Below are 13583 nucleotides of genomic sequence, written 5' to 3'. Positions count from 1 at the left end.
CCTCCCGCTCCCGATTCCCCCGTCGCCTGAAGGCGACGGTCCCCTCGGGAGGATCTGATGGACCGGAACCGGCTGCTGGTGGTCGACGACGAGCCCGTGGTGCGGGAGCTGCTCTCGGCCACCCTGCGCTTCGCCGGATACACGGTCGGCTCCGCCGCCACCGGATCCGAGGCGCTGGACGCCGCCCGGCACGCCCCCCCGACCTGGTGCTGCTGGACGTGATGCTGCCGGACATGGACGGCTTCGAGGTCGTCCGCCGCCTCCGGGAGCTCCCCAGACCGCTGGGCGCCGGTCACCCGGGCCGGATCCCCGTACTGTTCCTCACCGCCCGCGACGCCGCGGCGGACAAGGTCAACGGGCTGCGGCTGGGCGGCGACGACTACGTGACCAAGCCGTTCGACCTGGAGGAGCTGCTCGCCCGGATCCAGGCCGTGCTCCGCCGAACCGGGCTCGCGCCCGACGACCGGACGCTGAGAGCGGGCGACCTGGAGGTCGACCCCGACGGCCACCAGGTCCTCAAGGCCGGCCGGCCGGTACGGCTGTCGCCCACGGAGTTCAGGCTGCTGCACTATCTGGTCCTGAACACCGGGAGGGTGGTCACCAAGGCCCAGATCCTGGAACACGTCTGGCAGTACGACTTCGCCGGGGACTCCAGCATCGTCGACACCTACGTGAGCTACGTGCGGCGCAAGGCCGACACCACCGAGCCCAAGCTCATCCACACCGTGCACGGCGTCGGATACGTCCTGCGCAGGCCCAGGACGTGAGCGCCTCCACAGACGTGAGCGTCCGCGCGGTCCCCGGCGGGGCGGAACCGGCATGAGCGGCTCCACAGGCTCGGACCAGACCGGGACGAGCGCATCGGCGAACCCCCGGAGAGGGGGGCGGCGCCTCGGGGGCCTCTCGCTCCGCGGCCGCCTCCTGCTGATCACCTCGGTCCTGCTGGCGGCGGGCCTGCTGGTCAGCGGCACGGTCGCGATCGCCACCCTCCGCGCCCACCTGGTCGGCCGCGTGGACGAGCAGCTCAGACCGCTCTCGGCGCTGCTGGCGCGCCTCCCGGCCGCCCTGGTCCGGCGGCCCCTGCCCGGGGAGGGCGGCGGAGACCTGCGGCCGCTTCCCGGTGTGGGCCTGGTCGACCGGGTGCACGTCGCCTACCTCGCGCCGGACGGGACCGTCCTGCACCGGGAGAACCTGTCGGCCCGGGGCCCGGACGGGGGCCCCCGGCTCCCGCCGCTCGACGCCGGAGCCGTCGCCCGGCGCGCCGGACGGCCCTTCGACGCACCGGGACATGCGGGCGGCGCGAACTGGCGGGTGATCGCGGTGCCGTGGACCGGGGTGCAGCCGTCCTCGGAACGCCCGTCCGCAGAACGGCCGTCCTCGGAACGGCCGTCCGCAGAACGGCCGTCCTCGGAACGGCCGCCTCCCTCGGAGAGCGGCGCCGTCGTCGTGGCCGCGTCGCTGAACGGCGTACGGTCCACGATCACCCGGTTGGGCCTGGTCTGCCTGGTCACCGCGGTCGTGCTGCTGACCCTGCTGACCGTCGCCGGCTGGTTCGCCGTGCGCGGAGGACTGCGGCCGCTGCGCGAGATCGAGGAGACCGCGGCGGCCATCGCCGGAGGCGACCTGTCCCGGCGGGTGCCCGGCACGGCCGCGCCGGGCACCGAGATCGGCCGTCTGTCGGCCGCGCTCAACGGCATGCTCGGCCAGCTCGAGACGGCCTTCGCCGAGCGGGAGGCGTCGGAGGCGCGGATGCGGCGCTTCGTCGCGGACGCCAGCCACGAGCTGCGCACACCGCTCTTCGGCATCAAGGGCTTCTCCGAGCTGCACCGGATGGGCGGCCTGTCCGACACCGACCGGGCGATGAGCCGGATCGAGAGCGAGGCGTCCCGTCTGGCCCGGCTGATCGAGGACCTGCTGCTGCTGGCCCGCCTGGACGAGGGCGAGAGCGCCCTGCCGATGGACCTGGCGCCCATGGACCTGCGCACGCTCGCCGCCGACGCCCGCCACGACCTGCACGCGCTGGACCCCACCCGCCCGGTCACGTTGACCGGCCCGGACAACGGCCCTCCGGCGGAGGCCCCGGTCCACGGCGACGAGGCCAGACTGCGGCAGGTGACGAGCAACCTCGTCGGCAACGCGGTCGCCCACACTCCGCCGGGCACCCCGGTGCGGATCGGGGTCGGCACGGCCGGAGACGAGGCCGTGCTCGTGATCGAGGACACCGGCCCCGGGATGACCGCCGAGCAGGCGACCCGCGTGTTCGACCGCTTCCACCGCGCGGACGGCTCGCGCAGCCGCGCCGCGGGCGGCGGAGCGGGCCTGGGCCTGGCCATCGTCCGCTCCATCGTCACCGCCCACGGCGGCCGGGTGGAGGTCCGTACGGCCCCCGGCCGGGGCGCCGCCTTCCGGGTGCTCCTCCCCCTCGCGGGCCCGGGACCGGCGGAACCGCCGCAAACCGGCTGACACGCCGCCGCGAACCGGTACGGCCGCTCCCCGACCCGGTCTCCGGTGAGCCGTGCCCTGGCCGGAGACGGCGGTGAGGGCGCCGGGCGGCACCGTGCCGACCCGCCCTTGTGAAAGTTTCAGTGCCGGTTGACGGATGTGAGGCGACCGTCCACGATCATGTTGCCTCCGGTCAGGGGGGGCGTCGAGTGAATACCGCCGTCCACTATGAGGTGCGCCGATGCCGAGAACCCTGTTACGGACCGCGTCCGCCGTCCTGCTGACGCTGGCCGCCCTGAACGCCCCTCCGGCCCACGCGGACGAGGGCGCCCCGGTCGCGGTGACCGTCAACGCCCGCGCCGCGCTGGCCCCGGTCCCCGAGACCGGCATCGGCACCAACCACGCGATCTGGGACAGCCGGCTGGGCACCGACGAGACCGCCGACCTGCTCAAGGCCGCGGGCATGAAGCTGCTGCGCTATCCGGGCGGCTCGTACTCCGACATCTACCACTGGGCCGACCACACCGCTCCCGGCGGCTACGTGGCGCCCGACACCGACTTCGACGCCTTCATGCGCGGCGTACGGCGCACCGGGGCGCAGCCGATGGTGACCGCCAACTACGGCACCGGGACGGCGGAGGAGGCCGCGGCCTGGGTGCGGCACGCCAACGTCACCAAGGGCTACGGCGTCAAGTACTGGGAGATCGGCAACGAGAACTACGGCAACGGCCGCTACGGCACCGCCTGGGAGGCCGACGAGCACGCCGACAAGAGCCCGGCCGAGTACGCGCGCCACGTCGTCGCCTACTCCGACGCGATGAAGGCCGTCGACCCGACCATCAAGATCGGTGCGGTGCTGACCACCCCGGCCAACTGGCCCGACGGGCTGGTCGCCGAGGGCGACGCCGGAACCTGGAACGAGGTCGTCCTGTCGACCGCCGGATCGAAGATCGACTTCGTGATCCTGCACTGGTATCCCGGCGCCCTCGACAGGACCGCGCACGTCCCCGACATGATCCACCTCACCCGGCAGCAGATCGCGAAGCACGCGGGGCCGGGCTCCGAGCGGATCGGCATCGCGATGACCGAGTTCAACACCGGGTCGAGCAGCAACGGCACGAACACCCAGCCCGGTGCGCTGGCCGCCGCCGACGCCTACGCGACGCTGCTGGCCAACGGGGTGTTCACGGTCGACTGGTGGAACGTCCACAACGGCATCGGCAACGTCACGCAGGTCGAGGGGCACACCGACTACGGCGACTTCGGCCTGCTGTCGAGCGGGACGTGCACCTCCGACGGCAGCGTCTGCGAACCGGAGGCGAACACGCCCTTCGCGCCGTACTACGCGCTCCAGATGGTGAGCAGGTTCGCCCGCCCCGGCGACCGGTTCATCCGGGCCGCGACCGACCAGGAGAAGGTCACCGCGCACGCCGTACGGCGCGCCGACGGCGGTCTGGCCGTCCTGCTGATCAACACCTCGTCCGACACGTCCTACCCCGTCACGATCGACTACTCCGGCTTCAGCCCGGCGTCCGGGGCCCCCACCGTGCTGACCCACACCAACGGCGCCACCGGCATCACGGAGGCGGCCACGGGCGGCGCGACCGGCCGGACGCTGCCCCCGCTCTCGCTGACCACGATCATCCTGCGGCCCGCCGCCGCCCAGACCGGCCTGCCGGGAGCACCGGGGCAGCCGGCGGCCTCGGGCGTGACGGACAGGGCCGCCACGATCTCCTGGCCCGCCGCCTCCGCCGGCGCGCGTCCGATCGTGAAGTACGAGGTCCACCTCCAGAACGGAGCCGTCAGCGAGCAGATCGGCGAGACCACCGGAACCTCGCTCACCGTCGGCAACCTGAGGCCGGGCACCCGCCACACGGTCAACGTGATCGCGCGCGACAGCGGTGGGGGCGCCTCGTCGCCCTCCGCGCCGCTGACGTTCACGACCGGCACGCCCGCCTCCAGTTCGTGCTCGGTACGGCTGGCCAAGCAGTCCGACTGGGCCAGCGGATACGTCGGCGCCATCGACATCACCAACCACGGTGCGCCGATCGACGGCTGGACCCTGGACTTCAGCTGGCCCAGGGCCTGGCAGAGCCTGGGCAGCGGCTGGAGCGCCGTCTGGACGCAGGACGGGCGGGACGTCAGGGTCGTCAACGACTCCGGCAACGGCTCACTGCCCACCGGCGCGTCGACCACGATCGGCTTCGTCGGCAACTACTCCGGCCCGAACGTGCTGCCCGCCGTCTTCACCCTCAACGGGACCGTCTGCACGACCCGGTAGCGGTGACCGGGGGCCGTCCTCCGTACGGACGGCCCCCGAGCCGTGATCGCGGCGGCCCGGTCACCGGCGGTCGCCCCGCGGAGTGATCACGGTGGTCAGGCCGTCGAGCATGGGAACGCCATCCCGGCGGCGGCTCCGGATAATCGATCTCGGCGAACGCGGCGTCGGCGATCAGCTGGGTGAGCTCGGCCTTGGCCTCGAGATGCCGGTAGAGGGCCATGGTGGCGACTCCGAGCTCGGCCGCCACCGCCCGCATGGACAGCGCGGTCAGGCCGTCGGCGTCGGCGATCTCCATGGCCGCGCGGACGACGCGGTCGCGTTCGATCCCCCCGGCCGAACGCGAGGGCAGTCTCCGGGTGGCGACCACGGCGCCGACCCGGGGCACGGACTCGATGGAGCCCGACTGTTTGAGTGCGGCCAGCGCCTTGGTGGCCGTGGCCATGGCGACGCCCCACTCACGCATGACCGCCCTGGTGGTGGGGACGGGATCACCGGGCCGCAGCTCTCCGTCGGCGATGCGCCGCTCGATGTCGGCGACGATCCGGAGGTACGGCGGTTGCGGATCGTTCACGACGTCATGCTGCCACGCCTCAGCGGTCGGGCAGCCAGTTGCCGTGCAGGCCGAGCGGCACCCTGGCGGGGAGGTGGACGCGTGCGACGGGCTCCCCGGTGAAGTCCCGGGCCGAGAGGATCACCAGGTCGCCGGCGCCCCTGGAGGCATCGTGCACGTACGTGAGCAGGTATCCCTCGTCCTCCTCCTGCCCCGTGGCGGCGAACACGGCCTCCCCGACCGCCTCGTCCCGGCCGAACCCGTGCACCTCGGTCGTCCCCCGTTCCAGGTCGTGCTTGACCAGGGCGTTGGTGAAGGCGTCGTCCGGCGGCATGCCCTCGGGCGCGAACGGGATCCCGTACAGGGCGGTCGCGGCCGAGTAGCCGTATCGGTACGGGCGGGTGGCACGCGTCTCGTTCACGCGTGGGAAGTCCTGCGGCCGGTCGTCGATGCGCCGCTGGTGGATCTTGTCCGGCGCTATCGTCCATCGGTCCAGCACGGGCCGGATCGCCCCGGGATCGGCGGGGTCGAACGGCCCCTCGGCCGTGACCAGGTCGACCACGACCGAGTCGCCGTCGTCGTAGGCGTTGAGCGTGTGGCTGACGTGGACCGGGTCGATCTCCAGCCAGCGCACGTCGCCCCCGGTCCGCGGCATGACGCCCACGCGCGTCGGATGCTCCGGCAGCCACCGGCAGTCGAACCCGTCGAAGCCCAGCGGCGTGTCCCACAACACCACGTGCTTCTCGGTGAGCGCGAAATCGTGCATGAACGGCGTCCGCGTCATGGGAACCGAGGTGGTCCGGACGACGCTTCCCCCGGGGTCGGTCACGATGTGCTGGACGAAGTCCCGGCCCACCATGTAAGACAGCGAATGCAGTTCGCCGGTGAGCGGGTCGTGCTTGGAGTGCGCCCCCGCCGTGAACCCCTCCGCGGTCCCTCCCAGGTCGCACACGCCCACGGTGTCCAGTTCCTCGTCCAGTTCGGCGGGCGGCAGGCCGCCCTCCGCCATGGCGAAGGTGCGCCGGGCGTGCTCGATCACATGCACCATGGGCGCGAAGCCCGGTACGCGCACGAAACGGTTGCGATACCACTCGGCCCGGCCGTCACGCAGCCGCACTCCGTGCACCATGCCCTGGCCCATGCCCCAGATGTGCACGACGGGATCCTCCACGCCCAGCGGGTTGGGTCCGTTGCGCAGGTAACGGCCGTTGAGCTCGGCCGGGATCCGCCCGGTGACCGGGAGATCGTAGGCGGTGACCTCTTCGGTGACGGGAGCGAAGCACCCTTCCAGATATCTCATGTGGACACCGTACGCACGAGAACGCCTGCGCCTTATAAAACAGAGGAAAACACCATCCTGTGCACTAGTGCAGCAGATTGGTGACGCCCGGAGGGGAATCTCGCGGCGGCGGCCGCCGCGGACGCCGGAGCACGCATCCCGCACCAGGCGGTGTCCACCGTTCCGCGGACGCGCCGCCGCACTCACCGGCAGTGAACGCGCCACCGCGTTCGCCGCGCGACGGATCCGGTTCTCCTCCGCACGGACGGATCCGGTTCTCCTCCGCACGGACGGAGGCGGACCCGGCCGTCGGCGTCACCACCGGTGCCACCGCCACCAACATCGAAAAAGCCCCGAACGATATTCGTTCGGGGCTTCCGTGCTGCTCAGCTGATGTGGTCAGGGGCGGGGTCGAACCGCCGACCTTCCGCTTTTCAGGCGGACGCTCGTACCGACTGAGCTACCTGACCTCGGTGGTGGATCGAACACCTACCAGAGCGGTCCTGACGGGACTTGAACCCGCGACCTCCACCTTGACAGGGTGGCGAGCACTCCAAACTGCTCTACAGGACCTTGCTTTGACCGGAGACTTTCGTTTCCGTTCTTTCTGCCTCGCTTAGCTTACCAGCTCTTCGGAGGTCTTAGACCTGCCGTTTCCCTGGTGAGCTTTCGCTCGACCGTGCCCCCAACGGGATTCGAACCCGTGTCGCCGCCTTGAAAGGGCGGTGTCCTAGGCCACTAGACGATGGGGGCTCAGGATTCTCATCCCGTTCCGTCGCCGTCTTCCGCTGGAGACCTCTGAAGCATAGGGGACGTTTGCCCCTGATGCCAAAGCGGCTTCCCGGATCACGGCGTCATCACGGCGTCGTGGTGCCGGCGGTCGAACCCGTCGGGGACGGGACGATCGTCGGCTCCGGTGAAATTGTACGCCCCGGGTCGTTCTCGACGTGACGCTGGATCTGCACCGACTGCTCGCCCAGCCCTCCGAGGGTGATGTCGTCCCAGGCCCGCAGGCGGTGCGTCTCCCGGTCGAAGTACAGAACCGAGGCCATGACCGGGGTGGGCTCGTCGTGCTCCAGAGCGCGCAGCCCGGCGCCGCCGGTGGAGCCCTGGACCAGCACCCGGGTGCCCGAGGGCAGCAGCTCGGTGGAGCGGGCGTGGGAGTGGCCGGTCAGGACCATGGGGGCCGAGCCGGAGAATCCCTTGGCGATCGTCGGGTCGTGCACCGCCACCAGGTCCACCGGCTCGAACGCCTGCGTCAGCCGGGCGGCGTGGGCGCGGCCCAGGGCGGCGAGGGACTCCAGGTCGGAGTCGACCGGCACGGACTTGTCGGGGGTGAACCGGGGATCACCCAGACCGTAGATGCGCAGGCCCGCCACCTCCTTGACCGAGTCGTCGAGGACGACCGCGCCCTTCTGCTTCGCCACCGCCCGCTGGGTGGCCTTGGAGTCGTGGTTCCCGCGGACGAAGACGTACGGCACGCCGAGCCGGCCGATCTCCTTGACGAAGTTGTCCTCGGGGCCGCTGCCGTGGTCGGTCAGGTCACCGGTGTCGACCACCGCGTCGATCTTGAACTGGGCGGTGACCGAGCGGACGAGGTTCCACGCGATGGGGTTGAGGTGGATGTCGGAGACGTGCAGGATCCGGATCGAGGTCGGGTCGGCGTCGTAGACCGGCAGGGAGGAGACCGCGTCGTAGAGCTGGGAGACGTTGTCGACCAGCTTGACGAGCTGCCCGCGGTAGGACTCGAACCTGGTCACGATGGACTCGGCGTCGCCGACCAGGGAAGGCGCCCCGGCCAGCAGGCCGGTGTACTCCGGCTCGACCACGGAGCCCGGCCGGAACGTCAGCAGGGCGGTCGTGCCGATGCCGGCGATCATCACGACGCCGGCCAGCAGGCCCGCCAGCGCCGCCCTGAGACCGCGGAAGACGATGAGGGAGAAGATCAGGGCGCCGGCCAGGCCGCAGGCGATGGAGCGCAGCGCCAGGGCGCTCACCCCCTCCTTCAGCTCCTTCTCCAGCAGCGCGGGGAGCCGGTCGGAGAGGCGGGGGTCCTCCAGCATGGCGCGCGCCTGGTTGGAGTCGATGTTCTCCAGGGTGACGCGCAGCCGTACCGGGGCGTCGTGGGTGTCGAACAGCAGGCTGCCCAGCGGGTGGGCGTCGACGACGGTCTCCCCCCGCAGGGACAGCTCCGCGGACATCCCGACGTCCACCGGCCCCACGGTGGCCAGCACGGGGCCGCCCAGGGCCATGCCCAGCCAGACGCCGACGACGGCGACCACCGAGCCCGCCACGGCGCGCGAGATCAACCGCGCCGTCCGCCCGGTGGCGGCGCGGCGGATGCCCTGGGCCCAGCGCGTGAGATCCATGCGTCTCCTGTCTACCCGAAGTCCCGACAAGTCGGTTACCCGGAAACGCAGGGCAGAATGACTGTGTGATCGAGGTCTCGAGGGAGAAGTTCGAGGAGCTCGTGGCCGAGGCTCTGGACACGATCCCCCCGGAGCTGACGAAAGTCATGGACAACGTCGTGGTGGTGGTCGTGGACGACCCCCCGGAGCCTGATCTGCTGGGGCTCTACACGGGCATCCCCCTCACCGAGCGCGGCGACTGGTACGCCGGGGTGCTGCCCGACCGGATCGAGATCTACCGCAATCCCATCTGCGCGATCTGCGAGACCGAGGACGACGTGGTGGAGGAGGTCCAGATCACCGTCGTCCACGAGATCGCCCACCATTTCGGCATCGACGACGACAGGCTGCACGAACTCGGCTGGTGACGCCCGGAGCCTGCACGAACCCGGCTGGTGACGCCCGGAGCCTGCACGAACCCCGCTGGTGACGCCCGGAACCGGGTGATACGGCGGTGCCGTACCGCCGTCGTCCCGGCAGACGGCCGATGGACGACATTTCACAGTTTCCGACACACCCCGGATGCGCTTGGTCGCTTTGGGTTGCGAAGCCGACCCCCAACCGGCACTGTAGGTCACGTAGCAAACACCAACAGTCAGATGCGCCTGCAAGCTCACCGGAGTCCCATGGCGGCCATCAAGCCCGGGCGGCCAGGCGGTCGGCACCGTCGCCCAGCCGAACGTCAAGCCACCTACGGCGAGGTCCTCGCCATCGGCGAGTTCCGCGCGCTCTGGGCCGGGCAGGCGCTCTCCCTCCTCGGCGACCAGCTCTCCCGGGTGGCCCTGTCCGTGCTCGTCTTCGAGCGGACCGAGTCGCCCCTGGCCACCGCGTCGGTCTACGCGCTCACCTACCTGCCGCCGATCGTCGGCGGGCCGCTGCTGTCGGGCCTCGCCGACCACTACGCCCGGCGGCGCATCATGATCGTCTGCGACGTGCTCCGGGCCCTCCTGGTCGCGCTCATGGCGATCCCCGGCACCTCGTTCACGGCCCTGTGCGTGCTGGTCTTCTGCGTGGTGCTGCTCAGCGCGCCGTTCTCGGCCGCCCGGGCGGCGCTCCTGCCGGAGCTCCTCGAAGGCGACCGGTACGTCGCGGGCTCGGCCCTGCAGAACATGACCAACCAGGCCGCCCAGATGCTCGGCTTCGCCATCGGCGGCGCCCTGATCATGGGGATGGGACCGTACCGCGCGCTGGCCCTGGACGCGGCGACGTTCATGGCCTCCGCGCTCATCCTCGTCTCAGGGGTGCGACGGCGTCCGGCCCCCGCCCGCAGCGGCTCCGGCCGGCCCTCGATGTGGAAGATGACGCACGCCGGGGCCAGGCTGGTCTTCGGCGACCCCCGGTTGCGGACCCTGGTGCTCTTCGCCTGGCTGTGCGGGTTCTACGTGCTCCCCGAGGGCATCGCGACCCCCTACGCCGCCGCCCTCACCGACGACCCGCAGCGGGTCTCGTTCGTCGCCGGGCTGCTGATGGGCTCCATCCCGACCGGGACGGTCGTCGGCGCGTTCCTGTTCAGCCGGTACGTCAGCCCCTCCGGGCGGCTGCGCTCCATGGGCTGGATGGCGATGCTGACCTGCGCACCACTGATCCTCTGCGCGCTCCGGCCGCCGCTCGCCGTGGTGCTGGTGCTCTGGTTCGTCTCCGGCGTCGGCGGCGCCTACCAGCTGGCCGCCAACGCCGCCTTCGTGCGGTGCGTGCCCGCCGAGCGGCGGGGCCAGGCCTTCGGGCTCGTCCAGTCGGGCCTGCTGGCCGCTCAGGGCCTCGGCATCCTCGTCGGCGGAGCCGCCGCCGACGAGCTCGGCCCCGAGCCCGTCGTGGCACTGGCCGGCGCGGCGGGACTGCTCGTCGCCGCCGCGCTGGCCATGCTCTGGACCGACTCCCGCAAGGAGATCATCGAGAGGGTGCGCGCCGAGGCGCCCGCCTGACTCACGCCTGCGGCTTGGTCTCGTCGTCGCTCCGCGGCGGCACCGGGGCGGGGTACGGCTGCGCCGGGTCCTGGTGCGTCGGGTACGGCGCCGGGTGCTGCCCCGCGTACGGCGAGGCCTGGGAGTCCTGCGGCGGGACCGGGTAGGTCTGGCCGTGCCCGCCGGCGTGGCCGGTCCTGTCGTTCCAGCTCCGCTCGGCCTTCGCCCAGCCCTGCTCGGCCTTGGCCCTGGCGTCCTGCCAGACCGGGTTGTCCTTGTTGTTGTTCACCAGGTCCTGGAGGATCGAGGTGTCCTTGCCCTCGTCGGGCAGGAGGAGCCAGCCGATCGCGTAGACGCCCAGGCCGAGACCCCCGAAGAGGCAGGAGGCGGCCAGGACCGCGCGGATGATGTTCGGGTCGATCCCGACGTAGCGGCCGAGGCCCGAGGCCACCCCCGCGACGATGCGCCCGTCCCTGGTCCGGCGGAGCTGCTTGATGCCCGAGAAGTCGTTTTCGTTCATGTCTTCAGACTGCCCGCTGAACCTTTCCGGTCACATCGGGATTCCCCCTGGCCGGACCCTGAACTCCCCGCAATACCCTGGCAGGGTCATCACGGACGAGAGGACCTCCCATGGACGATCTCCTGCGCACCGACGACACGCTCTCCGAGGAGCAGCGCCTCATCCGCGACACCGTGAAGGAGTTCGTCGGCGACCGGATCCTCCCCCACGTCGGCGACTGGTTCGAGGAGGCCGTCTTCCCGGCCCGCGAGCTGGCCCCCGTACTCGGCGGGCTCGGCCTGCTCGGCATGCACCTGGAGGGGTACGGCTGCGCGGGACTCGACGCGGTCTCCTACGGGGTGGCCTGCCGCGAGCTGGAGGCCGGCGACTCCGGCCTGCGCTCGTTCGTGTCGGTCCAGGGGTCCCTGGCCATGTTCCCGATCTGGAGGTACGGCTCGGCGGAGCAGAAGGAGGAGTGGCTGCCCCGGATGGCCGCCGGGGAGGCGATCGGCTGCTTCGGCCTGACCGAGCCCGACCACGGTTCCGACCCGGCGGGCATGCGCACCCACGCCAAGCGGGACCCCTCCGGCGACTGGATCCTCAACGGCGCCAAGATGTGGATCACCAACGGCTCGGTGGCCGACGTCGCCGTGGTCTGGGCGCAGACCGAGGACGGCATCCGCGGTTTCGTGGTGCCCACCGGCACGCCCGGCTTCTCCGCCCCCGAGATCCACAAGAAGATGTCCCTGCGCGCCTCGGTGACCTCGTCCCTGTACCTCGACGACGTCCGCCTGCCGGCCTCCGCCGTACTGCCGGAGGTGCGCGGGCTGAAGGGCCCGCTGTCCTGCCTGTCGGAGGCCCGGTTCGGCATCCTGTGGGGCGTCGTCGGCGCGGCCCGCGCCTGCCTGGAGTCCGCCGTCGACTACGCCGGGAGCCGCGTCCAGTTCGACCGGCCCATCGGCGGCTTCCAGCTGACCCAGGAGAAGCTCGCCTGGATGTACGTCGGGCTCGGCCAGTCGCAGCTGACCGCCCTGCACCTGGGCCGGCTGAAGGACGAGGGGAAGATCACCCCGCAGCAGGTCAGCTTCGGCAAGCTGGCCAACGTCCGCGCCGCCCTGGACATCGCCCGCCAGGCCCGATCTATCCTGGGCGGCAACGGGATCACCCTGGAATATCCGGTGATCCGGCACATGAACAACCTGGAGTCGGTGCTGACCTACGAGGGGACGCAGGAGATCCACACGCTCGTCCTCGGCGAGGCCCTGACCGGCATCCCCGCCTACCGCTGACCCGCGTTCCTCCGGCCTTTCCGGCTTCCCGGCCGCGCGGTTCCCGCCGACCCCACGGCCTACCGCCGACCCCTCGGCCTACCGTCGGCGCGGGGCCCGCTGGGGCAGGCCGCACGGCCTCCACTCGGGGGCCTGCGCCGCCCGGCTCAGGTGCTCCTCCCAGGACGCGCCCCGGCTCATGAAGTGGCGGAGCAGCTCGGCGGTCGCCCGGGCGTCCGCCAGCGCGGAGTGGGCGTTCCGGAGCGTGATGCCCGCACGCTCGCAGCAGGCGGCGAGCGTCCACTTCCCGTCCGGGAGGAAGCCGGGGGCGAGCCGCTGCGTGCACAGGGTCTCCGTCACCCAGTGGCTGCCGGGGAGGACCTTGAGGAAGCGGAGGTCGAAAGAGGCGTTGTGGGCGACCAGGACCCGCCCGGCGATCCGCTGCCAGACCTCGTCCAGCACCTCGTCGATCACCGGGGCGTCGGCGACCATCGCGTCGGTGATGCGGTGGACGTGCGAGGCGCCGGTGTTCCGGAGGGGGTTGACCAGTGAGTGCCACTCGTCGGTGGTGGAGCCGTCCTCGTCCAGGGAGACCAGCGCGATCTCGCAGATCCGGTCGCCCTTGGCCGGGGAGAAGCCCGTGGTCTCCACGTCCACCACGACATAGCCGCCCCGCGCGGGCAGGCTGAGGGAGCGGTCCAGCTCCGGTCCTGATCTCGTCACAGATGCCACTGTAGGAACAGACCGGCCGTGCTCGCCCACTCCTGGGAAGAACGGCTTCGCGAACCACCGCCTTCCCTGACGGACGGACGACCTGCCACAGGCCTGGCGACGAACACCAACGGTCACTATCCTCTGTACCCTGTCTCCAGCGGGGCGTTAGCTCAATGGTTAGAGCTGCGGACTTTTAATCCGTAGGTTCTGGGTTCGAGTCCCAGGCGCCCTACCACTCGCA

12 protein-coding genes and 4 tRNA genes are annotated in these 13583 nt (G+C 71.4%); 8 read left to right on the top strand and 8 right to left on the bottom strand.

Translation table 11 applies throughout. The features are described 5' to 3' along the window. The first annotated feature begins 57 nt into the window (after positions 1-57). From IEZ06_RS37715 to IEZ06_RS24815, 4 genes are all read left to right on the top strand, one after another. Positions 58-222: a response regulator gene (locus tag IEZ06_RS37715; RefSeq protein ID WP_373293927.1), complete on the top strand. Its 165-nt coding sequence runs from the start codon at positions 58-60 to the stop codon at positions 220-222. A gap of 11 nt (positions 223-233) precedes the next feature. Next, positions 234-767, top strand: a complete 534-nt coding sequence (locus IEZ06_RS24825; protein ID WP_373293926.1) for a response regulator transcription factor — start codon at positions 234-236, stop codon at positions 765-767. Between the two features lie 52 nt (positions 768-819). Then, positions 820-2463, top strand: coding sequence for a sensor histidine kinase (locus tag IEZ06_RS24820; RefSeq protein ID WP_189239082.1), 1644 nt, complete (start codon positions 820-822; stop codon positions 2461-2463). Positions 2464-2683: 220 nt separating this feature from the next. Next, positions 2684-4723 (top strand): cellulose binding domain-containing protein, encoded by a 2040-nt coding sequence (locus IEZ06_RS24815; protein ID WP_189239081.1) that lies wholly within the window; start codon positions 2684-2686, stop codon positions 4721-4723. Here IEZ06_RS24815 and IEZ06_RS24810 read toward each other — a convergent pair. The 6 genes from IEZ06_RS24810 to IEZ06_RS24785 all read right to left on the bottom strand — a co-directional run bounded on the left by IEZ06_RS24810 (position 4695) and on the right by IEZ06_RS24785 (position 8921). Next, positions 4695-5294, bottom strand: a complete 600-nt coding sequence (locus IEZ06_RS24810) for a GntR family transcriptional regulator (protein WP_307811749.1) — start codon at positions 5292-5294, stop codon at positions 4695-4697. The genes IEZ06_RS24815 and IEZ06_RS24810 overlap by 29 nt on opposite strands. 19 nt (positions 5295-5313) lie before the next feature. After that, a complete protein-coding gene (locus IEZ06_RS24805) occupies positions 5314-6573 on the bottom strand; it encodes a carotenoid oxygenase family protein (protein ID WP_189239080.1) in 1260 nt (419 codons plus the stop codon). Between the two features lie 375 nt (positions 6574-6948). After that, a tRNA-Phe gene (locus IEZ06_RS24800) sits at positions 6949-7022 on the bottom strand. Positions 7023-7050: 28 nt separating this feature from the next. Next, positions 7051-7125, bottom strand: a tRNA-Asp gene (locus IEZ06_RS24795). A 107-nt stretch (positions 7126-7232) separates the two neighbouring features. Further along, positions 7233-7305: transfer RNA gene (locus IEZ06_RS24790), tRNA-Glu, on the bottom strand. Positions 7306-7409: 104 nt separating this feature from the next. Then, positions 7410-8921 (bottom strand): metallophosphoesterase family protein, encoded by a 1512-nt coding sequence (locus IEZ06_RS24785; protein WP_189239079.1) that lies wholly within the window; start codon positions 8919-8921, stop codon positions 7410-7412. A gap of 65 nt (positions 8922-8986) precedes the next feature. Here IEZ06_RS24785 and IEZ06_RS24780 point away from each other — a divergent pair, with 65 nt between their 5' ends. Beyond that, positions 8987-9328, top strand: a complete 342-nt coding sequence (locus tag IEZ06_RS24780; RefSeq protein WP_068902932.1) for a metallopeptidase family protein — start codon at positions 8987-8989, stop codon at positions 9326-9328. Positions 9329-9586: 258 nt separating this feature from the next. Next, positions 9587-10882: an MFS transporter gene (locus tag IEZ06_RS24775; protein WP_189239078.1), complete on the top strand. Its 1296-nt coding sequence runs from the start codon at positions 9587-9589 to the stop codon at positions 10880-10882. 1 nt (position 10883) lies between these two features. Here IEZ06_RS24775 and IEZ06_RS24770 read toward each other — a convergent pair whose 3' ends face one another. Then, positions 10884-11381: a PspC domain-containing protein gene (locus tag IEZ06_RS24770; RefSeq protein WP_189239077.1), complete on the bottom strand. Its 498-nt coding sequence runs from the start codon at positions 11379-11381 to the stop codon at positions 10884-10886. A gap of 110 nt (positions 11382-11491) precedes the next feature. Between IEZ06_RS24770 and IEZ06_RS24765 the strand changes: the two genes are divergently transcribed. After that, positions 11492-12649, top strand: coding sequence for an acyl-CoA dehydrogenase family protein (locus tag IEZ06_RS24765; RefSeq protein WP_189239076.1), 1158 nt, complete (start codon positions 11492-11494; stop codon positions 12647-12649). Between the two features lie 78 nt (positions 12650-12727). On the opposite strand, the gene IEZ06_RS24760 is transcribed toward IEZ06_RS24765, so the two are convergent. After that, entirely contained in the window at positions 12728-13351 is a 624-nt protein-coding gene (locus tag IEZ06_RS24760; protein WP_189239075.1) for a 3'-5' exonuclease, read from the bottom strand. Positions 13352-13501: 150 nt separating this feature from the next. Between IEZ06_RS24760 and IEZ06_RS24755 the strand changes: the two genes are divergently transcribed. Next, a tRNA-Lys gene (locus IEZ06_RS24755) sits at positions 13502-13577 on the top strand. Positions 13578-13583: the final 6 nt, after the last annotated feature.

The organism is Planomonospora antibiotica (genome assembly GCF_014647955.1).
GTDB classification, from domain to species: Bacteria; Actinomycetota; Actinomycetes; order Streptosporangiales; family Streptosporangiaceae; genus Planomonospora; species Planomonospora parontospora.
This window is presented reverse-complemented; position numbering and strand designations above follow the sequence as displayed.

Coding starts and splice junctions, on each gene's coding strand:
- IEZ06_RS24805 (WP_189239080.1), bottom strand. CDS start 6,573: ATGAGATATCTGGAAGGGTGCTTCGCTCCCGTCACCGAAGAGGTCACC.
- IEZ06_RS24825 (WP_373293926.1), top strand. CDS start 234: ATGGACGGCTTCGAGGTCGTCCGCCGCCTCCGGGAGCTCCCCAGACCG.
- IEZ06_RS37715 (WP_373293927.1), top strand. CDS start 58: ATGGACCGGAACCGGCTGCTGGTGGTCGACGACGAGCCCGTGGTGCGG.
- IEZ06_RS24815 (WP_189239081.1), top strand. CDS start 2,684: ATGCCGAGAACCCTGTTACGGACCGCGTCCGCCGTCCTGCTGACGCTG.
- IEZ06_RS24785 (WP_189239079.1), bottom strand. CDS start 8,921: ATGGATCTCACGCGCTGGGCCCAGGGCATCCGCCGCGCCGCCACCGGG.
- IEZ06_RS24770 (WP_189239077.1), bottom strand. CDS start 11,381: ATGAACGAAAACGACTTCTCGGGCATCAAGCAGCTCCGCCGGACCAGG.
- IEZ06_RS24820 (WP_189239082.1), top strand. CDS start 820: ATGAGCGGCTCCACAGGCTCGGACCAGACCGGGACGAGCGCATCGGCG.
- IEZ06_RS24775 (WP_189239078.1), top strand. CDS start 9,587: ATGGCGGCCATCAAGCCCGGGCGGCCAGGCGGTCGGCACCGTCGCCCA.
- IEZ06_RS24765 (WP_189239076.1), top strand. CDS start 11,492: ATGGACGATCTCCTGCGCACCGACGACACGCTCTCCGAGGAGCAGCGC.